We start from the raw sequence: 24,923 nt of genomic DNA, 5'->3' as shown, positions 1-24,923 counted from the left end.
AGGGGACCGGTAGTCATGTCGTGATGCGTCCGGTGTGGCGTGAGGTAATCCGGAAAACCGGTGCGTGGCATGGCTTCGCGCCATGCCACGCACCGGTTCGGCTACGTCATTTGCCGAGCGACTTGTTCGCTTCCGTCGCGGCCTGGTTCAGCGCATCGGCAGGCTTGGCCTTGCCGAGGTAGATCGACTGCATGGCGTTGCTCACGGCCTTCGCGGTGTCTTCCCAGCCAGTGACCGTGGGCGCGAACTTCGCGTGCGGCAGCAGCGCGACGAAAGCCTTGGTGTCCGGGTCCTGGAAGGCCGGGTCGGTTGCTTCAGCCTTGGTGGTGGGCAGGAAGCCTTCCGTGCTGGTGAATTCCACGCGCGGCTGCTTCGTGAACAGGAAGTCGAGGAACTTCCAGGCGCTCTTCTTCACCTTCGAGTTCTTGAACATCATGATCGAATCCGTGACCGCGTAGGTGGCGGGCGTTGTCGCAACCGGAATCGGATCGATGCCGTACTTGATGTTCGGTGCTTCCTTCTTCAACTGCTTGGCGAGGAACGGCGCGGAGATCATCATCGCCACGCGGCCCTGCTTGAAGAGGTTCTGCACGTCTTCGCGGCTGTAGCCGGTCACGCCCGGTTCCGTGAGACCTTCGTCGATCATGGTCTTGTAGAGCGTGGCGGCCTTCACGCCGGCGGCCGAATTGAAGGCGGCTTTGTTGTCCTTGCCGACCACGTCGCCGCCGTTCGTCCACAGCGCGTAATAGAAGTACACGTCGGTTTCGATTTCCTTGCCTTGCAGGCCGAAACCGGCGATGCCCTTGGCCTTGAGTTTCTTCGACGCGTCGATCACGTCGCTCCAGGTCTTCGGGCCATTCGGATAGCCCACCGAAGCGAGCATGTCCTTGTTGTAGTACAGCGCGCGCGCCGAAGCGGCGATCGGCAGGCCATAGATCTTGCCGTTGATTTCACCGGGCGCCAGGAACGGGCCGATGAAACGGCCCTTGAAATTGGCGTCCATATAGGGATCGAGCGGCTCGGCAATGTCATCCTTCACGAAGTCCAGCAGCCAGCGCGTACCGATGATGGCGAGGTCGGCATTCGCGCCGCCCGAGATATCCGTCTGCAGTTTCTGTTGCAGCGAATCCCAGTTCACGTCTTCGATCTTGATGGTGGTGCCGGGATTGGCGGCCTCGAACTGCTTGGCCATTTTCTCGAAGTACGGGGCGGTGGCGTCGCTGTAGTGGGCGACGGTCACGCGAACGGTATCGGCATGCGCCGCGACGGTAATACCCGCGAACGCGAGTGCGACGGCGAGCTTGCCGAGCGTGGTGGATGCACGTGCCTTAAACGCCATTCTGTCTCTCCTAACGTGGTTATCTGGCTGGCCTTGCGTTGTTTGAAAAAATCCTACAGGATGAAAAAAGCGTTGTCACCTGGGAATCGCGATATTGTTTTCGGCTCCTGAATTTGCATAAGATGCCGTAAAACATGGGGAAATTCGCGTATTCCAATATTTGGGATGCCTGTGTGTCAATTCATTTGCCGCGCTAGTCAAACGATTGAAAACGTAACGCTGTTGGAAATTTACAGGCCCGGCTTGCATCTGCGCCGCGCCGGAAATCATCAAGCGGAGAGTCGGCCATGAGTCGGGTGGTGCTGGTGACGGGCGCGTGCGGTGGGATTGGCCGCGCGCTGTGCAAACGATTCGTCGATGCGGGCGACACGGTGCTCGCGCTCGATCGCGAAGCCGCGGCGGTGCAGCAACTGGCCGATGAATTCGGTGCCGATCGCATGGAGGCGCTGGCCGCCGACGTGAGCGACGCGAGCGCGCTGGCGCACGCCGTGGCGCGTGCCGTGGCCGCGCGCGGGCCGGTCGATGTAGCCGTGGCGAATGCGGGCGGCGCGCTCGGCACTACGCTCGCGCGCACGGACGCGGCGAGCTGGCGGCGCGACGTCGACCTGAACCTCAACGGCACCTTCTACACCGTGGAAGCGGTGCGCGCATCGATGATCGAGCGCCGGCGCGGCGTGCTCGTGCTGATCGGCTCCGTGAACGGTTTGAGCGCGCTCGGCCATCCCGCGTATAGCGCGGCGAAAGCCGGTCTCGTGAGCTACACGAAAGCGCTCGCGATGGAACTCGGCCCGCACGGCATACGCGCGAACATCGTTTGTCCCGGCACGGTCAAGACGCCCGCGTGGCATTCGCGTGTGGCGCAGCATCCGCAAATCTTCGAAGAACTAAAGAAGTGGTATCCGCTAGGCGATGTCGCCACGCCCGACGATATCGCCGATGCCGTGCAGTTTCTCGCCTCGCCGCAAGCGCGCGTGATTACGGGTGTCGTGCTGCCGGTGGATGCGGGGCTGATGGCGGGCAATCGCCTGATGGCGAACGAACTCACGCTCGACGAAATCTGACGAAAGAACGTACACGCGAAAGCACACACGCACGCATACGCACGCACACGCACGAGGACAGCATGGCAGCGGTACAACTGAACGGCATCTACAAGCGCTACGGCGATACCCAGGTCGTGCATGGCGTCGATCTCGACATCGAGGACGGCGAATTCGTCGTGCTGGTCGGGCCTTCGGGTTGCGGCAAGACCACGCTGATGCGCATGATCGCGGGTCTCGAAGATATCAGCGGCGGCGATCTCACCATCGGCGGCACGCGCGCGAATGCCTTGCCGCCGCAGCAGCGCAATATTTCGATGGTGTTTCAGAGCTACGCGCTGTATCCGCATCTTTCGGTGTACGACAACATTGCGTTCGGGCCGCGCATCCGCAAGGAACGCGAGGACGGCTTCAAGCCGCGCATCGAAGCCGCCGCGAAGATGCTCAATCTCTCGAACTATCTCGAACGTCTGCCGCGCGCGCTATCGGGCGGCCAGCGCCAGCGCGTGGCGATGGGCCGCGCCGTGGTGCGCGAGCCGTCACTGTTCCTGTTCGACGAACCGCTTTCGAATCTCGACGCCAAGCTGCGAGTGCAGATGCGCACGGAAATCAAGGCGCTGCATCAGCGTTTGCGCAATACGGTGGTGTACGTCACGCACGATCAGATCGAAGCGATGACGATGGCCGATCGCATCGTCGTGATGAATTCCGGGCGTATCGAACAGATCGGCCGGCCGCTTGATCTCTACGACAAGCCCGGCAATCTGTTCGTGGCGAGTTTTCTGGGCTCGCCTTCGATGAACTTCGTCGCGGGCAGCGTGATGAGCGACGCGCGCGGCACAGCGCTGATACTCGACGGCGGTGTGCGTATCGCGCTGCCCGAAGGACGCGCGCAGTCCGGCGCGCACGTGACGCTGGGCATTCGCCCGGAGCACATCGAAACGGGCAGCGGGGACGTGCCGTTCGCCGTCGACGTGATCGAGCCGACCGGCGCGGAAACGCACTTGTACGGGGAAATCGGCGGCAATTCATGGTGTGTGACGACGCGCGCGCGGCCCGGTATCGAACCGGGCCAGCGCATGACGCTGGGCTTGCCGCTCGCGCACCTGCATCTGTTCGACACCGAAAGCGGCAAGCGGCTCGATTGATGTGGTGAGCGCCGGGCCTGTGCCCGGCATGCAGCGGCGTTCGCATTTTCCATGGCTTATCCCTCGGCCTACTCCACGGAATACAGCTTGCCGGTCTCCAACCTGATCCATCACATCCGCAATGTCGCGGAGTCGCTGCGGCCCGCCGAACGCAAGGTCGCGGAGATGGTGCTCGCCGATATCGACTTTGCGATGCGCGCGAGCATCACCGAACTCGCGCTGCGCGCCGATGTGTCCGAGCCCTCGGTCACGCGCTTTTGCCGCGCGGTGGGCGCGCACGGCCTGCGCGACTTCAAGATGCGCCTCGCGCAGAGCGCGGCGGGCGGCGTGCCGTTCCTGGCCGCTCAGGAGATCGTCAGCGGCGACGTCACGCAGGTGGGCACGCTGCTCGACAGCGTGGCGGAAGCGGTGGCGCAAGGCGTCAAGCATGCGCGCGCCTCGCTCGATCCGGCGGTATTCGAAGCGGCGGCGACCGCGTTGGGCAGCGCGCGGCGCGTCTATTTTTTCGGCGTGGGCGCGGGGTCGGGACTGGTGGCGCAGGACGCGGCGCTGCGTCTGCTGCGCCTGGATATTGCGGCGAGCGCGTTTGCGGACGCGCATCTGCAACGCCTTTACGCCGGTCTGCTCGAACCCGGCGACGTGGCATTCGCGATCTCGCAGTCGGGCCGCAGCGTCGAAGTCAACGAGAGCATCCAGATCGCCAAGGAGCGCGGCGCGACCACCATCGCGCTGACCAATGCGGGTTCGCGGCTCGCGTGGGTTGTCGATATTCCGCTGCTGCTGCGCGTGCCGGTCGCGGATGAGCCGCATGCGCCGGGCGTGGCGCGCATCGCGCATCTCGCGATCATCGACGCACTGGCGATGGCCGTGGCGCTCGGTCTCACGCCGCGCACGCTCGAAAAAGTGCGCGATGCGCAGGTGCGCAGCGGCTCGGATAGCGTGGGCGAACTGAAGGAATAAGGGCGCGTGCGCCGCCGTCAGAAAAGCAGCCGGACATATTGAGACGTCCATAGACTTGCGCGTTATTCGCTTTGCGGTCTATGCCGTCACGTCGCGCTTCAATGAACGGAGCGCGGTGCGTGACAGGTTTTCAATCATGTCCACTCTCCAAGCTCCCGAAGTGCGCGGCGCAACCTTCGCCGATGCCGAATCCGTCTGGCAACGCGGCGACGCCGCTACGGCGCGCGCGCTCTGCGCGCAGCGAATCGATGCCAATCCGCACGATGCGCAGGCGCTGCATCTCGCCGGCGTGATCGAACTCGGCCGCGACCGGCTCGCGGCGCGCGCGCTGATCGAACGCGCACTGGCGGTGGACGAAGCGCCCGGCTTTCTCGTGAGTTACGCGATGACGCTCGGCCCGGGCGAGCGGCCCATCGCCATTCGCGCCTTGCAGCGCGCGCTCGAATTGCAGCCGGATTCGCCGATCGCGCTCAACAATCTCGGCCATTTGCACGGCGAGTCGGGCGACCGCGCCGCAGCAACGCTGTGCTTCGAACGCGCGATTGCGCTCGCGCCCACGTTCGCGGCCATCCACTTCAATTACGGCACGATGCTGTCGCAAGCGGGCGAACTGGCCCGTGCGAAGACGGTATTGCAACGCACGCTGGAACTCGCGCCGGAGCACGTGAACGCCTGGAACAATCTGGGGCAGGTGCTGCTGAATCTGCGCCAGCACGCCGAAGCGCTCAAGGTTTTCGAACATGCGCGCACGCTCGCGCCGGATTCCGTCGATGTGCTGACGAACCTCGGCTCGATCCTCACGGGCGCGGGGCGTATCGACGAATCACGCGCCACGCTCGAACGTGCGCTTGCGCTGGAGCCGGGCCGCGTTTCCGCGTGGAATAACCTCGGCAATCTGCAGCTGAACGAGGGCAACGTGGACGCCGCGCACGCCGCCTTCACGCGCGCCATCGAATTGAAGCCCGACTTTGCCGCCGCGCATATCAACCTCGGCAACGCGGCCAGCAAGATGGGCGATATCGACGCGGCGATTCACTGCTATCGGCGCGCGCTGGCCTGCAACCCTGTGCATAGCGGCGCGCATAGCAACCTGCTGTTTTCGCTGATGTTCGCTAACGACGACGGCCATGCAGTGCGCGCGGAAGCCGAGCGTTTTGCCGCGCAGCACGAAGCGCCGTTGCTGGCCGAGAGCGCGGGCGCGCGTTACGCCAATGCGCCCGATCCGGCGCGACGCCTGCGCATCGGCTATGTATCGCCGGATTTTCGCAACCATTGCCAGTCGCTGTTCACGACGCCGCTGCTGCGCCACCACGATCATGCGGCGTTCGAGATCGTCTGCTACGCGTTGGGCAGCCAGCGCGACGACATCACCGCGCGCCTCAAGCAGCACGCCGATCTGTGGCGCGACGCAGGCGAACTGGACGACGCGCGTCTCGCACAGCAGATTCGCGACGACGGCATCGACATCCTCGTCGACCTGACGATGCATATGGATGGCGCGCGCCGCTTGCTATTCGCGCGCCGGCCCGCGCCGGTTCAGGTGGCGTGGCTTGCCTATCCGGGCACGACGGGCAGTCCGTCGATTGGCTGGCGGCTGACCGATCCGTGGATCGACCCGCCCGATACACCGCATATCGACGATCAATACACCGAGCGTTCGCTGCGCCTGCCCGATACCTTCTGGTGCTACGACGCGCTAACACCGGGCGCCGAAATCACGCTGCTGCCCGCGCTGACGAATGGTTATATAACATTCGGATGCCTGAATAATCCCTGCAAGCTGACCGATGCAACCCTCGCGCTCTGGGCGGGCGTGTTCGCGGCGTTGCCCGCTGCGCGTCTCGTGCTGATGGCGCCGCCGGGCAAGGCGCGAGAGCGTCTTGGCGCGCGTCTGCGTGCGCAGGGTATCGACGCGGCGCGTGTGCGTTACGTGGGTTTCCAGCAGCGCGAGGCCTATCTGGGCACGTATGCGCAGATCGATATTGCGCTCGACACCTTTCCGGCGAATGGCCACACCACGAGTCTGGACGCCTTCTGGATGGGCGTGCCCGTGCCCACGCGCTATGGGCGCACGGCGGTGAGCCGCGCCGGGCTTTGCCTGCTGTCGAATCTGGGGCTGCCCGATCTGGCGGCGGACAACGACGCCGATTACGCCGCCGCAGTGGTCGCGCTCGCACGCGATCTGCCGCGCCTTGCAGCGTTGCGCGCAGGATTGCGCGCGCGCATGCAGGCATCGCCGTTGATGGATGGGGCGCGCTTCGCCCGCAACATGGAAGCGGCGTACCGCCAGATGTGGAGCGAATGGTGCGCAGCGGCCCGCGAAGGATGCGGGCCTTAAAGCCGGGCTAAACTGCCGCCCGCACGCGCTTTTTAAGCTTCACCGGCATGGTGTCCGGCACCATCGTGAACGCCGACACCTCGTTGATCTTCGCCGGATCGATGGCCATTTCGATCGTGAATTCGTTCATCAGCATCGACAGCGCGAGACGCATTTCCACGGTCGCGAGATGGCGGCCCGGACACACACGCGGCCCCGCGCCAAACTGCAGATAAGCGCGCACGTCATGCGCGCCCGCGTGTTCAGCATGTTCGGCGTGCTCGCCTTTGCGCATCCAGCGCCACGGATCGTAGCGCTGCGGATCGACGAAATTCTTCGCATCGACCATCGCTGGGCGCGCGACGAAGAACATGCGCGTGCCCTTGGGCAGCGCCACATCGTCGAGCACCACGTCTTCCAGCGGCTCGAACGAATGCACGGCCGCCACCGGGCGCAGACGCGTCGCCTCGATGCAGATCGCCTCGAAAATATCGAGTTCCTTGAGCGTCGCGTAGTCGGGGCAAACCGGCGCATTGCCGATCACGCGCTGCGCTTCTTCGCCCAGATGCGCCTGCAAGGCCGGATCGGCGGCCAGATACGGCAGCGTCCAGGCGATCGAATCGGCGGTGGTGTCTTCGCCGGCGAGCAGGATCGTCAGCACGTTGGCGCGGATCTGCGCGTCGGTGATGGGCGCGCCGCCGTGCTCGCCGGGTTGCTGTTGCTGCACCAGCATCGCTTCCATCAGATTGCGCGGCATCTCCGAGGGATCGTCGCGCATGCGTTCGCGGGCGCGCGCCATCATCGCATCGACGTAACGGTGCACGGCCTCCAGCGATTCATCGAGCTTGCGGTCCGCAGGCAGCTTGACGTAGCGCCAGTACGGAAACAGCGCGTTGATGCGGCCCATCACGCTCGGCAGGATGCGCTCCAGATGCTCCTGGATCACGCCATGATCGCGCTCCAGCGTGCGCGGATCTTCGCCGAAGGCCAGCGCGCACGTCACGTCGACGGTGTAGCGCTTGAGATCGTCGGTCATCTCGACGGTTTCGCCGCGCTCGGCCGCGCGCAGCCAGCGCGTGCGCAGACGCTGCGTGATGTCCGAGAGCGTTGCGTAGAACGCCTTGATGTTGGGAATCGACAGCGCTTGCATGACGAGACGCCGATGCGTTTCCCACGCCGCGCCTTCGGCGGAAAAAAGGCCGTTGCAGCCCATTTCCTCGAGCACGGCTTCGATCGGCTGATAGCGGCGGTAGCGGTGAGGACGCTCGCGCATGATCTGCTGGATCAGCTCGGTATCGGTCCAGATCGTGATGGGAATGCTGCCGACCTGGAAGCGATACGGCGTGCCGAGTTCTTCGGCCCAGCGTTCGAGGATCAGGTGCAGGCGGGTGGGCGAAAGCTGCAGCAGATTGCCGAGGAGCGGCAGGCCGCGGGGACAGGGCAGATCCGCGACCTGGCGCAGGGCAATGCGGGAACCGGTGGAGGCCGTGCTCATGAGCGCTTCCTTGTGGTCAGGGTGACGCGGCGGCGCGCTGGTTCGACAATCCATGCGCCGCGCTGGAAGGCGATTATAGCGGCGGATAAAGCTGAAGATATCGCGCCGCTTACAGGGGCGGCATCGCCGCGCCCGGCACGTAGCCGAAGCGGCGCGACAGGCGCTCGGCGGCGGCCATCAGACGCTGCGCGCTGCTGCCTTCGCGCGTGACGTCGAGGTGGCCCGACGGGCCCATCAGCGCCAGCACGAGGCAGACGCTGGCGGTGTGGTCGAACACGGGCGCGGCCACCGTGCTGATGCCGGGAATCGGCTTGTCGAGCGCGGTGTCGAGACCGTGCGCGCGGATGGTGGCGAGGCGTTCGGCGTGCCGTGCATCGTCGCTCGGCGATGTTTCGACGCCCGCGAGGCGCAGCGCGTCCTGCGCCATCAGCGCCGCGCGGACGTCGTCGTCGAGCCACGCGGCGAACACGCGGCCGATCGCCGTGTTCACCAGCGACATCACCGTGCCGGGCCGCAGGCTCACATGCAGCGGCCGCGGCGATTCTTCGAGGCGCACGACGGTCGGCCCGAGCGGCCCCGGCACCGCGAGCGCGACGCTCATGCCGGTGGTGGTGGCGAGATCGACGAGTTCGGCATCGGCTTCGCGCACTGGCGACAGACGCGCGAGACCGAGCAGGCCGAGTTCGAGGCTCAAGGGGCCGGCTTCGTAGCGGCCCGCTTCGTCGCGCGTCAGCAGGCCGGTTTTCAGCAGGCTCACCAGATGGGGAAAGGCTTTCGCGCTGGGCATGCCGGCCGCCGCCGCGAGGTCGCGCAGCGAAAGCGGCGTGCCCGCGGCGACCAGCGCGGCCAGCAGATCGCCCGTGGCGTCGAGCGCCTGGATGCCGCGCTGCGGTTTGCCGGCGGCTTCGGGCGCTTCGTTGAGGTCGGCAGGCGTGGAGGCTCGGGGCATGGTCAGGTCGATGGGAAAGCGGTTTGCGCGATCTGGTGGGCGGCGTCGCGCATCGCGCGCACGAGCGTGCCTGCGGGGCGCACGTCGAGTGCACCGCTCGCGCCGATGGCGGTCAGCGTCACGCGCAAGATGTTCTGCGCGTCGAGCACCGGCATGCACACGCTGCTGACGCCTGGGCTCGGCACATCGACGCCGGTTTCGAATCCACGCGTGCGGATCGCGTCGAGCGTGGCGGTGAAGGCGGCGTCGTGCTGCGCATGGCTGGCGGGCGCATCCGCTGCGGCTGTGCCGCGCCACACGGGCTGCGCGCTCTGGTTGGCCCACATCGCGCGCAGCGTGGCGTCGTCGAGGAACGCGCAGAACACGCGGCCCGTGGACGTGGCCGGCAGCGACATCACCGTGCCGACGTGCAGGTTCACATGCAGCGGCAGGCTGGCGTGCTCGTAACGGACGATGGTCGGCCCCTGCGGCCCGGCAATGCAGAGCGCGACGCTACAGTTGTAGGCCTGTGCCAGCGCCGCCGCGTGCGGTACGGCGGCGCGCAGCGCGGGTTGCTGCGCGAGGTGCAGCAAGCCCAGACGCAGCGCGAGCGGACCGGCTTCGTAGCGCCCGGAAAGCGCGTCGCGCTTGATCAGGCCGAGGCGCGTGAGGCTCACCAGATACGCGTGCGCCTGGCTCGATGCGATTTCGCCGGCGGCGGCGAGGTCGCTGGGCGCGAGCGGCACGCGGGCATCGGCCAGCGCGCGCAGCAGGCGCGCGCCCACTTCGACGCTCTGGACGCCGCGCTGCGACTTGCCGGCGGCGGCGTTATCGACATCGACATCGATAGCGGCACCGGCTGGGTCCTTGAGGCCGGACGGCGGCGCGTTGCGAGGGGTCTTCACTCGTTGTTCCGGGCTGAAAAAGGGTCCATGTTAACCGAATGGCAGGCGAATCCTGTGCGATCGAATATTTGCATATGGAGAGTGTATTCGCCATTGACAAATAAATCTGCCGGGGCGATCATGGCCTCACCCCGGCAGAACAGCGGCTCAACCAGAACCAGACGGGGCGAGACAAAACCGGCTGGCGCGTGCGCGCCGGTCTCATCACGTGCGCCCGCGGCGCATGCGTGCTGCCTCGCCTCGTCGCCCTCCCCAATACACGGAGACTCAGATGGCAAAGGCGTTCGCATCGCAGGCCGACCTCGAAGAAAAACAGGTCACCTTCACCCAGCTCTCGGAAAACGCTTACGCGTACACGACGGAAGGCGATCCGAATTCGGGCGTCATCATCGGCGACGACGGCGTGCTGATCGTCGATACCACGGCCACGCCCGCCATGGCGCAGGATCTCATCGCGAAGATCCGCAGCGTCACGGACAAGCCCATCAAGTACGTCGTGCTCTCGCACTATCACGCGGTGCGCGTGCTGGGCGCATCGGCGTATTTCGAGGAAGGCGCGCAGCAGATCATCGCGAGCCGCGGCACGTATGAAATGATCGTCGAGCGCGGCGAGCAGGACATGAAGTCGGAAATCGAGCGCTTTCCGCGCCTGTTTGCCGGCGTCGAAACGGTGCCGGGCCTCACGTGGCCGACGCTGGTGTTCGAGAAGGAAATCACGCTGTATCTCGGCAAGCTCGAAGTGAAGATTGCGCATCTGGGCTCGGGCCATACGAAGGGCGATACGGTGGTGTGGCTGCCGCAGCAAAAGGTGCTGTTCTCGGGCGATCTGGTGGAATACGACGCGGCCTGTTATTGCGGCGATGCGCAACTCGCCGAATGGCCCGCCACGCTCGAAGCGCTGCGCGCGCTGGGCGCGGAAAAGCTGGTGCCGGGCCGCGGCCCCGCGCTGCTCAATCCCGCCGACGTCAACAAGGGCCTCGATTACACGAAGGATTTCGTTTCCACGCTGCTGGCGCAAGGGCGCAAGGCGGTCGAGCAGAAGCTCGATCTGAAGCAGTCGATGGCGCTCACGCGTGAAGCGATGGACCCGAAGTTCGGCCATGTCTTCATCTACGAACATTGCCTGCCGTTCGATGTGTCGCGCGCTTATGACGAGGCGAGCGGCATCACGCATCCGCGCATCTGGACGGCGCAGCGCGACAAGGACATGTGGGACGCGTTGCAGGATTGAGCGGTCGTAGACGAGACGGAGAGAGACAATGATCGACTACCAATCGCTGAGCTTCGACTACGCACGTTGCCATGAACAAGGCGACGGCGTCGAGAAAAGCGTGCGTCCCGTCGTGGTGGTCGGCGCAGGCCCGGTGGGCCTCGCCACCGCCATCGACCTCGCGCAGCAAGGCATCAACGTCGTGCTCGTGGATGACGACTGCACGCTGTCCACCGGCTCGCGCGCGATCTGCTTTTCGAAGCGTTCGCTCGACATCTTCGACCGCCTCGGCTGCGGCGAGCGCATGGTCGAAAAAGGCGTGAGCTGGAACGTGGGCAAGGTGTTCCGCAAGGACGAACTGGTCTACATCTTCAATCTGCTGCCGGAAAGCGGGCATCATCGTCCGGCTTTCGTGAATCTTCAGCAGTACTACGTGGAGGGCTTCCTGCTCGAACGCGCGCAGGAATTGCCGAACCTCGAAATCCGCTGGAAAAACAAAGTGGCCGGTCTTGCGCAACGCGGCACGCCCGGTTCGGACGATGCGCATGTGGCGCTGGAAATCGACACGCCCGACGGTCCTTATGAACTGCTCGCGCGTTACGTGGTGGCGTCGGACGGTTCGCGCAGTCCCGTGCGCAAGCTCATGGGCCTCGACAGCCACGGGCGCACGTTCAAGGATCGCTTCCTGATCGCCGATGTGAAGATGGAAGCGGATTTCCCCACCGAACGCTGGTTCTGGTTCGATCCGCCGTTTCATCCGAACCAGTCGGTGCTGCTGCATCGGCAACCGGACAACGTCTGGCGTATCGACTTCCAGCTTGGCTGGGACGCCGATCCGGTGCTGGAAAAAACGCCCGAACGTGTGATTCCGCGCGTGCGCGCGCTGCTCGGCCCCGACGTCAAATTCGAGCTGGAATGGGTGAGCATCTACACGTTTTCGTGCCTGCGCATGGATAGCTTCCGGCACGGCAACGTGCTGTTTGCGGGCGATTCGGCGCATCTGGTTTCGCCGTTCGGCGCGCGTGGCGCGAATAGCGGCTTCCAGGACAGCGAGAACATCGCGTGGAAACTCGCGATGGTGCTGGAGAACCGTGCGCCCGACGCGCTGCTCGACACCTACGCGAGCGAGCGCGAATACGCCGCCGATGAAAACATCCGCAATTCCACGCGATCGACCGATTTCATCACGCCGAAAAGCGCGGTGAGCCGCGTGTTCCGCGATGCGGTGCTCACGCTGGCGCGCGAGCATGCGTTTGCGCGTCAACTGGTGAATAGCGGCCGTCTTTCGGTGCCGGCGGTGCTGCATGAATCGACGCTCAATACCGCCGATGAAGACCGCTTCTCCGGGCAGATGGTGCCCGGTGCTTCGTGCGCCGATGCACCGCTCGCCGATGCGCAAGGCAACGCGCAATGGCTGCTCAAGCAGTTAGGCGGACGCTTCACAGGGCTGCTGTTTTGCCGCGCGGGTTCGGTGCTCGATGGCGAAACGCGCGGCGCGCTTGACGCGCTGGCGAACGGCGCCGTGCCGCTGAATGTCGTGGCGGTGCTCGAAGGCGAGGGCGCAGCGCCCGAAGGCTTGCCGGCAGGCACGAAGGTGCTGCGCGATGTGCAAGGTCTCGCGACGCAGCGTTATGGCGCGCAGGACGGCGCGTTCTATCTGGTCCGGCCGGACCAGCATGTGAGCGCGCGCTGGCATCGCGTCAGTGCGCCGCGCGTGGAGCACGCCTTGAAGCGCGCGTTGTGCGTGGCAGGTACGGCTTGAAGCGATGAGTCGAAAGACGCGCAGGCGTCTTTCGATTCAATTAAGCAGACTATTACGAATCGAATCACGAATCGAATCAAGACAATGAAGATGGGACAGGAGACGACGATGCTGAACACCCAACCCAATCTCGCGCGCCCCGACGACTTCTACGAAGCGCTGATCGACATGCATCGCGATCTCGACGACGCGCAGAGTCAGTCGGCCAACGCGCAACTGATCCTGCTGCTGGCGAATCACGTGGGCGAGCACGAGGCGCTGATGGATGCGATCCGCTTCGCGCGCGCCGGTGTGGTGGTGCCGCCCGCGAATGGAACGGTCGGTTCAGTCGGCAAGCTGGCGGCGTGAGCGATATGACGAAGGCCACACACGCAATGGCGTGTGTGTCTGCACAATCGCCGCAATCGTTTGCTTGATGTTATTCGAGCCAATTGGAGCGCTAAAAAACTCATATCACCTGTCGCGCATCCTGGCGCGCGCGCAATGCGCATTTGCACACACGCAAATGCCATGCAAATTGATTCAAGAACCCCCTGAGCGAAGCCGTAAACGGCAGTAATACGAGAATCAGATCGATCGTCCCGGAGCCCGGCTTGAACCGTGCGCCGGAGACGGCCGGCAAAGACACCGCACACGGGGAATCACCTTGAATCGCAGTCAAACATGGTCGCGCACAGCAGCGCCGGGCGAAGTCATCTATTCGGAAGGCTTCGCGGGCGAACGCCTGCTCTTCGTCATCGCCGACGGCAAAGTCGAAATCTCCACCCGCTGTGAAGAAAAACGCGTCGTGACGGCCACGCTGGGCCGAGGCGAGTTCTTCGGCGAAAGCGCGCTGCTGGGCACCGAGCCGCGCCCGAGCACGGCCAAGGCGCTGTCGTTCTGCCAGTTGACCGTCGTGCCCGCGAACATCATCGAAGACGAACTCGAACGCGTGTCGCCGCTGCTGCGCCATGTCGTGCGCACCATGATCCGCCGCGCGAAAGCGAAGGACGATCAACTCGCCACTTACACGCACGCCGATTTCATGCCGGGCGTGCTGTCCTACGCGCACGTGCTGTCGCTGCTCGCGGGTGCCGAACGCGCCGAGCCGAAGAGCGGCTGGCTGCGTCAAGGCGCAGGATCGGGATCGGGCGCGGGCGAAGTGAGCGTCGCGCTCGCGGATGTCGTGCACAAATGCCGCGCGGTGGCGGGCCATTCGCGTCCGCACGTGATGGCCATGCTGCGTCGCATGGAAAAGCTCAACCTCATTACGATGGAATCGGGCCAGACGCCCACGCATCTGGCCGGTGCCGCAAGCGAAGGCGCGCTGGGCCGTCAGTTCGTCACCTTCGATCCGGTGCGGATCATCGACCGCGCGGGCCAGGTGGCCGATCACGATCTGGATGTGTCGATCAACAGCGAACTCGAACTGATCGAACTGAGCGATCTGGAAGCGCTGATCGGCGTGGAGCGCAAGCTGCTGCTCAACAAGCTCTCGCATGGCGAAATCGCCGACGAATTGTTCGCGTTCAGAAAGTCGAAGGTGCTGAACTTTGTCGAGCAGAAGGGCGTGGCGTACTTCAGCAAGCGCGCGAATCGCGGTTCGGGCGATGTGAAGTCGCTCGACGATCTGCTGTTCGTCGATCAACGCACGCTCTTCGACGCGGTCAACGCACTCGATACTTACGATCTCGCGAAGCTGCTGGCGTCGCTCGAAGATCCGGCGGTGTCGGAGCGTTTGCAGTCGGTGCTGTCCGAGGCGCGCAAGAACGAGATTTCGTGGCTGATGCGCCGCGAGATCAAGTCCGATCCGATGGAGCTGGAAGGCATCGAGCAGCGTCTGATTACCGCTGTGCGCGAACTCAAGGCGCACGCCGCGTAATTCATCCACAAGCCGAACCGTTGGCGCGCCCGCGATAGTCGGGCGCGCCGGTTCCGCCTGCGTCACACATATTGAATATCGGAACACGCATGGATCTGCTTACTTTGTTCGGAGTCCTTCTGGGTGGTGCGGCCGTGGTGATCGGCTTCATGCTCGAAGGCGGTCACTTCGGTTCGCTGCTTCAGCCCGAAGCGTTGCTGGTCGTGCTGGGCGGCACGCTCGGCGCGGTCATGATCCAGAATACCTGGGCGCGATTCTTCGACGCGATCCGCCGCCTGCGCACCGTATTTATCCGCGCGCAACAGGTCGATGAAGCCAGCCTCGCGGCGGTGCTCGAATGGGGCGATCAGGCCAAGCTCAACGGCCTGCTTGCTTTCGAGTCGATGGACTGGAACGGTATTCATCCGTTCGCGCGGCGCGGCCTGGAATTGCTGGCGGGCGGCGTGTCGACCGCGGTGCTCGAAGACGCGCTGCATCGCGAACTCGAAGCGTATGGCCGCGCGAATATGGCCGCCGCGCGCGTCTGGCAGCAGGCGGGCGGTTATGCGCCGACCTTTGGCATTCTGGGTTCGGTGCTTGGTCTGATTCAGGTGACCGCGCATCTGGTGGAACCTTCGCAGCTGGGCACGGGGATCGCAGTGGCGTTTGTCGCCACGCTTTATGGGCTCGCGCTGGCCAATCTCGTGTTCCTGCCGCTTTACGGCAAGATGCGCGCGCATATCGAAAGCGAACTGCGTCTGCGCAAGCTTTACCTCGATGGTCTGCTCGCGATTTCGCGCAAGGAAACGCCGCATATGATCGCGACGCGTCTTGCCGGCGAAGTGGGCGCGCGCGGCGATGCGAACGCCTGGGCGCGTCAGAACGCGCAGGCCGGCGCGACGGTCAATTGAGCGCGAGCGGACTCACAAGCATGCAAACGTCACCCGACAAGCACGCGGCGCGCGACTTCACGCTGGACATTCTCGATCACGACGAAGAAGAAAACGGCGAACAATCCGGCCGCTGGCTGCTTTCTTACGCCGACCTCATCACGACGATGATGGTGCTGTTCCTCGCGCTCTACGCGATGCAACTGGCGAAGCGTCATGAACAGGATTTGCGCGTTCAGACGCAGACGCAAACGCATACTCAGCCCCAGGTGGTTCCCGCGAGCGCCGCCCAGCCTCAAGGCGTCGAACGCACGCTAATGGCCTCGCTCGATCCGCTGCGCGCACGCGGCGAGATCACCATCGCGCCGGTCGCGCATGGCGTGGAGATCGGCATCAATGCCAAGGTGCTGTTCAATGCAGGCGATGCCGCGTTGCTGCCCGATTCCTTCGACGTATTGAGCCGTGTGGCGGGCGTGCTGGCGCAAGTGCCCAACGGCAATATTCTCGTGGAAGGACATACGGACAGCACGCCGATTGCGAACGCGCGTTATGCGTCGAACTGGGAGCTTTCTTCGGCGCGCGCGGGCGCGGTGGTGCGCTATCTGGTGGAGCGCGGCGTCGAGCCGCATCGCCTCGCGGCGATCGGCCGGGCCGACAACTTCCCGCTCGTTGCCGGCACCGACCCCGCTAGCCGCGCCTTGAACCGGCGCGTGGCTATCGTCGTGCAGTACTGAATCCGGCTATCAGGCGACCTTGTCGCCTTCGCGATGCACCGGCTCGGTTTCCTTCAACTGCTTTGCGAGCCGTGAAGCCTGCAGATAGCCAGGATTGGCGGGCCGCTTGAGATAGCGCCCCGCGCCGCGCCGCGCGCGCAGATCGCCGTCGGCCCAGACCAGTTCGCCCTGCGAGACCGTATGCGTGGGCACGCCGCGCACCGTCATGCCTTCGAAGACGTTGAAGTCCACGTTCTGATGATGCGTCTTCACCGAGATCGTGCGCGTGGCTTCCGGGTCCCAGACGACGAGATCGGCATCCGCGCCTATTGCCACTGCGCCCTTGCGCGGATAGAGATTGAAGATCTGCGCCGCGTTGGTGGACGTCACGCGCACGAATTCGTTCGGCGTGAGGCGGCCCGTGTTCACGCCTTGATCCCAGAGGATCGCCATGCGGTCTTCCACGCCGCCACATCCGTTAGGAATCCGAGTGAAATCGTCACGTCCCATGGCTTTCTGCGAGGCGCAGAACACGCAATGATCGGTGGCCGTGGTTTGCAGCAAACCGCCTTGCAGACCGCGCCAGAGTGCATCGCGATGCTCTTTGGTGCGGAACGGCGGGCTCATGACGTGCGCGGCGGCGCGCGTCCAGTCCGGGTCGCGATACACCGCTTCGTCGATCACCAGATGCCCGGCGAGCACTTCGCCGAATACGCGCTGGCCTTCCGCACGTGCGCGCGTGATCGCCTCCAAAGCCTCTTTCGCCGATACGTGCACGATATACACCGGCACGCCCAGCACCTGCGCAATACGAATCGCGCGATTGGCCGCTTCGCCTTCGACTTCGGGCGGACGCGAAAGCGGATGCGCCTCCGGTCCCGTAAAACCGCGCGCCAGCAATTGCCGCTGCAACTGGAACACCAGTTCGCCGTTTTCCGCGTGAACGGTCGGCAGCGCGCCCAGTTCGAGTGCGCGCGCGAAGCTGTTCACGAGGATTTCGTCGTCGGCCATGATGGCGTTCTTGTACGCCATGAAGTGCTTGAAACTGGATACGCCGTGATCGTTCACGAGCAAGCCCATGTCGCGATGCACGCTTTCGTCCCACCACGTCACCGCCACGTGAAAGGCGTAATCGGCAGCGGCTTTTTCGGCCCAGCCGCGCCACTCGCGAAAGGCTTCCATGAGCGGCTGCTTCGGGTTCGGAATCACGAAGTCGATGATCGACGTGGTGCCGCCCGCGAGACCCGCCGCGGTGCCCGTATAGAAGTCGTCGTGCGCCTTCGTGCCCATGAAGGGCAGCTCCATATGCGTGTGCGGGTCGATGCCGCCCGGCATCACATACTGGCCACCCGCATCGACCACGGTGGCGCTCGCGGGCGCGTCGAGGTTTTCGCCGATCGCCGTGATCGTGCCGTTGTCGCAGAGCACGTCGGCGCGATAAGTCTTGTCCGCGTCGACGATGGTGCCGCCTCGAATCAGGATCGCCATGATGCTATGTCTCCTTCGGTTGAGCCTGCATTTCCAGTGTTGTTATGCGTTCATGCGTTCGCGATGCTCGGCCTGCGGCTCTTGCCGAGTTTCATCAGCACGCCATAGACGATGGCGGCAATCGCGAGGCCCACGAACCACGCATAGGTATAGAGTCCCTTGAACGCGTCGGGTACGGAAGGGAACGCGTTCGGAAAGGCCACGTTGAGAAAGCCCGGCAGATTCGGCAGCACGCCCGCAAGCAGCGCGATCACGGCGGCGGGGTTCCAGCCGTTCGAATAGGCATATTCGCCGCTTTCTTCGAAGAGCTGGTCGGTGTTCAGACGCGTGCCGCGAATCAGGAAATAATCGACCATCAGAATGCCCGCGACCGGCCCGAGCAGCGCCGAATAACCCACGAGCCACGTGAAGATATAGCCCTGCGTGGTGGCGAGAATCTTCCACGGCATCATGACGATGGCGATGCCCGCCGTAATGAGGCCGCCCATCTTGTACGAAATGCCCTTGGGCCAGAGGCTCGAAAAGTCGTAGGCCGGGCCGACCAGATTCGCCGCCAGATTGCAGCACATCGTATCGAGCGTGAGGATCACCAGCGCGATGCCCACGCCGATGCCTTCCATGCGGCTCGTCAGATCGATCGGGTCCCAGATCGCCTTGCCGTAGATCACGACTGTCGCCGACGTCACCACCACCGATACGATCGACAGCAGCGCCATCGGAATCGGCAGGCCGATGGCCTGACCCACCAGCTGATCTTTCTGCGTTTTCGCGAAGCGCGTGAAGTCCGGGATATTCAGCGCGAGCGTGGCCCAGAAGCCCACCATCGCCGTGAGGCTCGGCCAGAACGTGACCCAGAAGAGGCCGGCTTTCTTGCCGCCCGCCGCGAACTGCGAAGGCTGCGAGAGCATGCTGCCCACGCCGCCCGCCTTCGAGCACGCCCACCAGACCAGCGCCACGCACATCACCACCTTGATCGGCGCGGACCAGCTTTCGAGCCAGCGGATCGAATCCGTGCCGTGCAGGATGAAGTAAAGCTGCAGCACCCAGAACAGCAGGAAGCACGCGCCCTGGCCGATGGAGATGCCGAGAAACGGCAGCGCATCGCCTACGAGCGCGTTGTGAAAGAGGATATTCGCGAGCGTGTAGATTGCGCTGCCGCCCAGCCACGATTGAATGCCGTACCAGCCGCACGCCACGATGGCGCGCAGCATGGCCGGCAGTTTCGCGCCCTGCGTGCCGAACGACGAACGCACCAGCACCGCGTACGGAATGCCGTATTTCGTGCCCGCATGGCCGATGGCGAGCATCGGCACGAGCACGATCACGTTGCCGAGCAAGACGGTGATCACCGCCTGCCACGGCGACATGCCCTGTTCGGTCAGGCCCGCCGCGAGCATATAGGAGGCGATATTCATCACCATCCCCACCCACAGCGCCGCGAAGTGATACCAGCGCCACGTGCGCTGCGCGACGCCCGTGGGCGCGAGGTCGTCGTTGTACAACTCGCTGGCACTGTGGCGCGCGCTCGCGTCACCGCTCATTGCTGGCTGGCTCATGATGCGGATTCTCCGGGTCTTGTCGTTTGGTTTATGTTGAATGACTGGCTGGGATCAGGCCGCTTTGGGATCGGCCACGCGCGCCGGGTTGTTCGGATGCGTGGTCCAGTTCGAATAGCGGCCGTTGTCGACGCGCTCCATCGTGATGCATGCATCGACCGGGCAGACATGCATGCATAAATTGCACCCGACGCAATTGGCATCGACCACTTCGAAATGACGCTCGCCGTCCTTCGTCGCGGTGATGGCCTGATGCGAGGTGTCTTCGCAGGCGATATGGCAGAGGCCGCACTGGATGCAGCGGTCCTGATCGATACGCGCCTTGATGTCGTAGTTCAGATTCAGGTACTGCCAGTCGGTGACGTTCTGCACGGCGCGGCCGCGAATCGCGTCGAGGTTCGCGTAGCCCTTGTCGTCCATCCAGTTCGACAGACCGTCGATCATGTCGTCGACGATGCGAAAGCCGTAGTGCATCGCGGCGGTGCAGACCTGCACGCTGCCCGCGCCCAGCACCATGAATTCGGCGGCGTCGCGCCAGTCGGAAATCCCGCCGATGCCGGAGATCGGCAGGCCTTGTGTTTGCGGGTCGCGCGCGATTTCAGCGACCATGTGCAGCGCGATGGGCTTGGCGGCCGGGCCGCAGTAGCCGCCATGCGTGCCCTTGCCGTCGACGGTGGGCAGCGGCGCCATGACGTCCAGATCGACGCCCACGATCGAGTTGATGGTGTTGATGAGCGAAACGCCGTCCGCGCCGCCCTTGAGCGCCGCGCGCGCGCCGTGGCGAATATCCGTGACGTTGGGCGTGAGCTTGACGAGGCAGGGCAGGCGCGTGCCTTCCTTGACCCAGCGCGTGACCATTTCGATGTACTCGGGCACCTGGCCGACGGCCGCGCCCATGCCGCGCTCGCTCATGCCGTGCGGGCAGCCGAAGTTCAGTTCCACGGCATCGGCGCCAGTGTCTTCCACCAGCGGCAGAATCCATTTCCAGTCGCTTTCGGTGCACGGCACCATCAGCGAGACGATCAGCGCGCGGTCGGGCCAGTCGCGTTTGACCTGGGCGATTTCCTTGAGATTGACGTCGAGCGGGCGGTCGGTAATCAGCTCGATATTGTTCAGGCCCGCGATGCGCTGACCGCGCCACGTGGTCGCGCCGTAGCGCGAACTCACGTTGACCACGTGCGGATCGAGGCCGAGCGTTTTCCAGACCACGCCGCCCCAGCCCGCCTCGAAGGCGCGGTTGACGTTGTAGGCCTTGTCGGTGGGCGGCGCGGAGGCGAGCCAGAACGGATTGGGCGATTCAATACCGGCAATCGAGCAGCGCAGATCGGCCATGATGCGACTCCTTGTTTTATCGATGTGGGGCGTTTGCTTTTGCGTTGGCTTTAGTGCTTCTGCCTTAAGCGGCCTTGCCGGTTTGCGCGGCGAGATAGCGGTCGATCGCGCGGGCCGCGAGCTTGCCGTCCTGCACCGCCTGCACGGTGAGATCGGTGGCGCCATGGCCCGCACAATCGCCGCCGGCCCAGACGCCCGCGAGCGAGGTCGCGCCATCGGCATCGACGGCAATGCGCACGCCGCCTTCGCTCAACTGCAAGGCTTCGAGCCCGGCGGGCAGCAACTTCTGGCCGATGGCCTTGAGCACCATGTCCGCCTCGATACGCTCGATCTCGCCGCTGCCTTGCAGCACGCCGTTCGCATCGAGCGTGGCGCGCTCGAACTCCACCGCCTGCACCGCGCCATCGCCCACGATCCGCACGGGCTTCATCCACTCCACAATCGTCACGCCTTGCTGGCGCGCGAATTCCTGTTCGGCCCACGTCGCGCTCATCTGCGCGCTGCCCCGGCGATACGCGAGCGTGACGTGTTCCGCGCCCAGCTTGCGGCTTTGCACGGCGGCGTCGATAGCGGTATTGCCGCCGCCGATCACCACCACGCGGCGGCCCACGGGCAGCGTTGCAAGGTCGTCCGCTTCGCGTAGACCGGCGATAAAGTCCACCGCATCGCGCACGCCTTCGAGCGCTTCGCCGTCGATCTTCAGCGCATGCGTGCCGCCCAGCCCGATGCCGATAAACACCGCATCGAATTTTTCACGCAGCGCGTCGAGCGTGATATCGCGGCCCAGTTGCTGCCCTTGCGCGAGTTCGATGCCGCCAATCGAGAGCAGCCACGCAACTTCGCGCTGCGCGAAATCGTCCACCGTCTTATAAGCGGCGATGCCGTATTCATTGAGGCCGCCGGGCTTCTCGCGCGCATCGAACACGGTCACGTCATGTCCGGCGAGCGCGAGCGTATGCGCGCACGCGAGCCCCGCCGGCCCCGCGCCGATCACCGCCACGCTGCGGCCCGTTTCGCTCGTGCGGCGAAACAGCGGCGCGGCGCCTTCGCTCTCGCGCGTCATCTGGAAGTCGGTGGCATGACGTTGCAGCGCCCCGATCTGAACTGGTTCGCCATCCTGATGATTGCGCACGCAGGCGCCTTCGCAGAGGATTTCGGTCGGGCACACGCGCGAACACATGCCGCCGAGCGGATTAGCGCTGAGGATATCGCGCGCGGCGCCCTTGAGATTGCCGTTGCCGATCTTGCGGATAAAGCTGGGAATGTCGATGCCGGTCGGGCAGGCCGCGACGCAAGGCGCGTCGTAGCAATAGTGACAGCGATCGGAAGCGATGACGGCCGCGCCCGCGGAAAGCGGCGGCGCGACATCGGCGAACTGGCAGCCCAGCTCTTCTGCGCTAAGCCGTGCTGCTGCGATGCCTTGCGTGGCACGCGTATTTTTGATGGCGGAGTGGGACATCCGGATGCTCCTTGCGAGGCAAAACACGGGTCCGCCGGCTGCGCGTTGCGCGGCAGCCGGTACGTGGGAAACAGCTTTGTTATGGTGTTATTCGACTAAACGCGCATGCTCAACCCGGCTCGCTGGCGCGTTCGAGCATGGCATGCAGCAGCACGTTCGCGCCCGCTTCGATCCATTCCTCGGTCGCGTCTTCGATTTCGTTGTGGCTGATACCGTCGATGCACGGCACGAACACCATCGAGGTTGGCGCAACCGTCGCCAGATAGCAGGCGTCGTGGCCCGCGCCGGACACGATGTCGCGATTCGAATAGCCAAAGCGCTCGGCGGCGGCGCGCACCGATTTCACGCAAGCCTTGTCGAACGGCACCGGCGCGTAATAGAAAATCTGTTCGAGCTCGGTTTCGAGCTTGCCTTGTTCGGCGATCTTCGCGATGCCTTCGCGCAGTTCCGCGTCCATCTTCGCCAGCACTTCGTCCAGCGGATGGCGGAAGTCGATCGTGAAAAACACGCGGCCCGGAATCACGTTGCGCGAGTTCGGATGCACCTGCATCATGCCGACCGTCGCGCAGGCGAGCGGCGCGTGGCGCAGGCCGATTTCATTGACAAGCTGCACGACGCGCGAAGCGCCCAGCAGCGCATCGCGGCGGCGCGGCATCGGCGTGGGACCGGCGTGCGCCTCTTGGCCCGTGAGCACGACTTCGTACCAGCGCTGGCCTTGCGCATCGGTTACGACACCAATCGTCCTGTTCTCCGCTTCGAGAATCGGCCCCTGTTCGATATGCAGTTCGAACGCCGCGTGAATCTTGCGGCCGCCGCAGGGCAGATCGCCCGCGTAGCCAATGCGTTTGAGTTCCTCGCCGATGGTCTTGCCGTCCACGTCCTTGCGCGACAGACCATAATCGAGCGTGAACACGCCCGCGAATACGCCCGAGGCCACCATGGCGGGCGCAAAGCGCGAGCCTTCCTCGTTGGTCCAGATCACCGTTTCGACAGGATGCTCGGTTTCGATGCCGTGATCGTTGAGCGAGCGGATCACTTCGAGACCGCCCAGCACGCCATAGATGCCGTCGAAGCGGCCGCCCGTGGGCTGAGAATCCGCGTGCGAACCCGTCATCACGGGCGGCAGATCGTTGTTGCGGCCGGCGCGGCGCATGAACACATTGCCCATCTGATCGACGCTCACCGTGCAGCCCGCTTCCTTCGCCCATTTGACGATGAGATCGCGGCCCTGCTTGTCGAGATCCGTGAGCGCGAGGCGGCACACGCCGCCCTTGGGTGTCGCGCCGATCTTCGCCATTTCCATCAGGCTGTCCCAGAGACGCTGGCCATTCACGTGAATCGCGGTGGTCAGCGCGGCTTCGCTTACTACGTTCATGCGTGCTCTCCTGTCAATGTTCGACTGGCGGTGCAGTGCGGCGCGGCGAGTTTTTTAAATGACCGCTGTGGGGACCGCGACTGCCTTGTCTGAATGAAGCGTGTTCATGAAGCGTGCATCGGTGCCATCGTCTGGGGCGTGTTGTGCATAAGTTGCGCGATTCCAGTGCATGCACGCGACGCTCGTTCGGGGCAGTGATTTCCCGCTCGCCGAATCCTGTCCGATTGGACAGGTTGTAGGCCATAAACTTTGGGAATTCAATGCGGTATTACGAGCGAAAAGCGTGCCATCGATGTTGCAGTGCGTGAAAAACACCGCGCGGCACGCAGGTTTACCCGTGGATTCGCAACGTGTGCGATCACCTTGTACGCGTCGCGTGTCTACAATGATTCCGGCGTCGCCTCGCGATGCCTTCCTTTTCGAACGCTTCGAACGGACCGATGCCATGCGCGACGACGACACCCACACGCCAGCCGCGAACCTTGCTGTGCGCCAAAGCGCAGGCCAGGCGGCCACCAAAGCCGACAAAGCCGATAAGCCGCGCCGCAAGGCTTCGATTCGCGCGTCGAACGAATCGCATCTGCTCGCCTGTGCCGAAGCCGTATTCGCCGAACGCGGTTTCGAAGGCGCGAGCACCGCGCTGATCGCCGAACGCGCGGGCCTGCCCAAAGCGAATCTGCATTACTACTTCCCGACGAAACTCGCGCTCTACTGGCGCGTGCTCGACGATCTGTTCGAGGAATGGAATGCGGCCGCCGATACCTTCGATGCGAGCAGCGACCCCGTCGCGGCGATTGGCGGTTATGTGCGCGCGAAGATGGAACTGTCGCGGCGCAGGCCGCTAGGCTCGAAGGTCTGGGCCAATGAAATCATCAGCGGCGCGACGCATATGCAGGACATTCTGTTGAAACGCGTGAAACCGTGGATGGAGTCGCGCGTGACGCTGATCGAGCGCTGGATCGCCGAAGGTCTGCTCGCGCCGGTGGAGCCCAAAACGCTGCTCTTCATGATCTGGGCGACCACGCAGCATTACGCCGACTTCGAAGCGCAGATACGCGCGCTCGCGGGCAAGCGCGCCTTGTCGGCGGCCAGCTTCGAGGCGACCACCGAGGAAGTCGTGAAGATGATTCTGCGGGCGAGCGGGGCGCGCTCGCCCAATGCCTGAT

20 protein-coding genes are annotated in these 24,923 nt (G+C 64.4%); 11 read left to right on the top strand and 9 right to left on the bottom strand.

What is annotated here, in order from left to right; genetic code table 11:
* Positions 1-106: 106 nt before the first annotated feature.
* On the bottom strand, positions 107-1,339 hold the full coding sequence (locus tag U5A67_RS15420; protein WP_205984395.1) for an ABC transporter substrate-binding protein: 1,233 nt from the start codon (positions 1,337-1,339) through the stop codon (positions 107-109).
* Between the two features lie 287 nt (positions 1,340-1,626).
* Here U5A67_RS15420 and U5A67_RS15415 point away from each other — a divergent pair, with 287 nt between their 5' ends.
* The 4 genes from U5A67_RS15415 (at position 1,627) to U5A67_RS15400 (ending at position 6,825) form a co-directional block, all read left to right on the top strand.
* Positions 1,627-2,400 (top strand): SDR family oxidoreductase, encoded by a 774-nt coding sequence (locus U5A67_RS15415; RefSeq protein WP_321815018.1) that lies wholly within the window; start codon positions 1,627-1,629, stop codon positions 2,398-2,400.
* Between the two features lie 62 nt (positions 2,401-2,462).
* Entirely contained in the window at positions 2,463-3,527 is a 1,065-nt protein-coding gene (locus U5A67_RS15410; RefSeq protein ID WP_321815019.1) for a sn-glycerol-3-phosphate ABC transporter ATP-binding protein UgpC, read from the top strand.
* Between the two features lie 87 nt (positions 3,528-3,614).
* Positions 3,615-4,487 carry a MurR/RpiR family transcriptional regulator gene (locus U5A67_RS15405; RefSeq protein ID WP_321815210.1) on the top strand — a complete coding sequence of 291 codons (873 nt, stop codon included), beginning with the start codon at positions 3,615-3,617 and terminating at the stop codon, positions 4,485-4,487.
* Positions 4,488-4,623: 136 nt separating this feature from the next.
* The gene (locus U5A67_RS15400; RefSeq protein WP_321815020.1) at positions 4,624-6,825 is read left to right on the top strand and encodes a tetratricopeptide repeat protein; all 2,202 of its coding nucleotides are present in this window, start codon (positions 4,624-4,626) and stop codon (positions 6,823-6,825) included.
* A 7-nt stretch (positions 6,826-6,832) separates the two neighbouring features.
* Here U5A67_RS15400 and U5A67_RS15395 read toward each other — a convergent pair whose 3' ends face one another.
* From U5A67_RS15395 to U5A67_RS15385, 3 genes are all read right to left on the bottom strand, one after another.
* Positions 6,833-8,299, bottom strand: a complete 1,467-nt coding sequence (locus U5A67_RS15395; protein ID WP_321815021.1) for a cytochrome P450 — start codon at positions 8,297-8,299, stop codon at positions 6,833-6,835.
* Between the two features lie 109 nt (positions 8,300-8,408).
* A complete protein-coding gene (locus U5A67_RS15390) occupies positions 8,409-9,248 on the bottom strand; it encodes an IclR family transcriptional regulator (RefSeq protein ID WP_321815022.1) in 840 nt (279 codons plus the stop codon).
* Between the two features lie 2 nt (positions 9,249-9,250).
* Positions 9,251-10,075, bottom strand: coding sequence for an IclR family transcriptional regulator (locus U5A67_RS15385; protein ID WP_321815211.1), 825 nt, complete (start codon positions 10,073-10,075; stop codon positions 9,251-9,253).
* A gap of 328 nt (positions 10,076-10,403) precedes the next feature.
* On the opposite strand from U5A67_RS15385, the gene U5A67_RS15380 reads away from it, so the two are divergent.
* From U5A67_RS15380 to U5A67_RS15355, 6 genes are all read left to right on the top strand, one after another.
* The gene (locus U5A67_RS15380) at positions 10,404-11,363 is read left to right on the top strand and encodes an MBL fold metallo-hydrolase (protein ID WP_205984389.1); all 960 of its coding nucleotides are present in this window, start codon (positions 10,404-10,406) and stop codon (positions 11,361-11,363) included.
* Between the two features lie 28 nt (positions 11,364-11,391).
* Complete coding sequence (locus U5A67_RS15375) at positions 11,392-13,104, top strand: FAD-dependent oxidoreductase (RefSeq protein ID WP_321815023.1); 1,713 nt, start codon at positions 11,392-11,394, stop codon at positions 13,102-13,104.
* A gap of 108 nt (positions 13,105-13,212) precedes the next feature.
* Entirely contained in the window at positions 13,213-13,452 is a 240-nt protein-coding gene (locus tag U5A67_RS15370; RefSeq protein WP_205984387.1) for a DUF2783 domain-containing protein, read from the top strand.
* A gap of 298 nt (positions 13,453-13,750) precedes the next feature.
* Positions 13,751-14,965, top strand: coding sequence for a cyclic nucleotide-binding domain-containing protein (locus U5A67_RS15365; RefSeq protein ID WP_321815024.1), 1,215 nt, complete (start codon positions 13,751-13,753; stop codon positions 14,963-14,965).
* An 89-nt stretch (positions 14,966-15,054) separates the two neighbouring features.
* Positions 15,055-15,855 (top strand): flagellar motor protein, encoded by an 801-nt coding sequence (locus tag U5A67_RS15360; protein WP_321815025.1) that lies wholly within the window; start codon positions 15,055-15,057, stop codon positions 15,853-15,855.
* A 20-nt stretch (positions 15,856-15,875) separates the two neighbouring features.
* Positions 15,876-16,568 carry a flagellar motor protein MotB gene (locus U5A67_RS15355; protein ID WP_321815026.1) on the top strand — a complete coding sequence of 231 codons (693 nt, stop codon included), beginning with the start codon at positions 15,876-15,878 and terminating at the stop codon, positions 16,566-16,568.
* 9 nt (positions 16,569-16,577) lie between these two features.
* Here the strand turns inward: U5A67_RS15355 and hydA are convergent, their stop codons facing one another.
* The 5 genes from hydA to U5A67_RS15330 form a co-directional block, all read right to left on the bottom strand.
* The gene (gene hydA, locus U5A67_RS15350) at positions 16,578-18,035 is read right to left on the bottom strand and encodes a dihydropyrimidinase (protein WP_321815027.1); all 1,458 of its coding nucleotides are present in this window, start codon (positions 18,033-18,035) and stop codon (positions 16,578-16,580) included.
* A 50-nt stretch (positions 18,036-18,085) separates the two neighbouring features.
* A complete protein-coding gene (locus U5A67_RS15345) occupies positions 18,086-19,591 on the bottom strand; it encodes an NCS1 family nucleobase:cation symporter-1 (protein WP_321815028.1) in 1,506 nt (501 codons plus the stop codon).
* A gap of 54 nt (positions 19,592-19,645) precedes the next feature.
* Positions 19,646-20,923 carry an NAD-dependent dihydropyrimidine dehydrogenase subunit PreA gene (preA, locus tag U5A67_RS15340; protein ID WP_205984380.1) on the bottom strand — a complete coding sequence of 426 codons (1,278 nt, stop codon included), beginning with the start codon at positions 20,921-20,923 and terminating at the stop codon, positions 19,646-19,648.
* 64 nt (positions 20,924-20,987) lie between these two features.
* Entirely contained in the window at positions 20,988-22,382 is a 1,395-nt protein-coding gene (locus tag U5A67_RS15335; RefSeq protein ID WP_321815029.1) for an NAD(P)-dependent oxidoreductase, read from the bottom strand.
* 109 nt (positions 22,383-22,491) lie between these two features.
* Positions 22,492-23,757, bottom strand: coding sequence for a Zn-dependent hydrolase (locus U5A67_RS15330; RefSeq protein WP_321815030.1), 1,266 nt, complete (start codon positions 23,755-23,757; stop codon positions 22,492-22,494).
* A gap of 445 nt (positions 23,758-24,202) precedes the next feature.
* On the opposite strand from U5A67_RS15330, the gene U5A67_RS15325 reads away from it, so the two are divergent.
* On the top strand, positions 24,203-24,922 hold the full coding sequence (locus tag U5A67_RS15325) for a TetR/AcrR family transcriptional regulator (protein WP_321815031.1): 720 nt from the start codon (positions 24,203-24,205) through the stop codon (positions 24,920-24,922).
* Position 24,923: the final 1 nt, after the last annotated feature.

Origin of the sequence: Paraburkholderia sp. J69-1, from assembly GCF_905220255.1 — a bacterium.
GTDB lineage: Bacteria > Pseudomonadota > Gammaproteobacteria > Burkholderiales > Burkholderiaceae > Paraburkholderia.
Note: the sequence above shows the minus strand (reverse complement) of the source record. Positions and strands in the feature narration are given on the sequence as shown.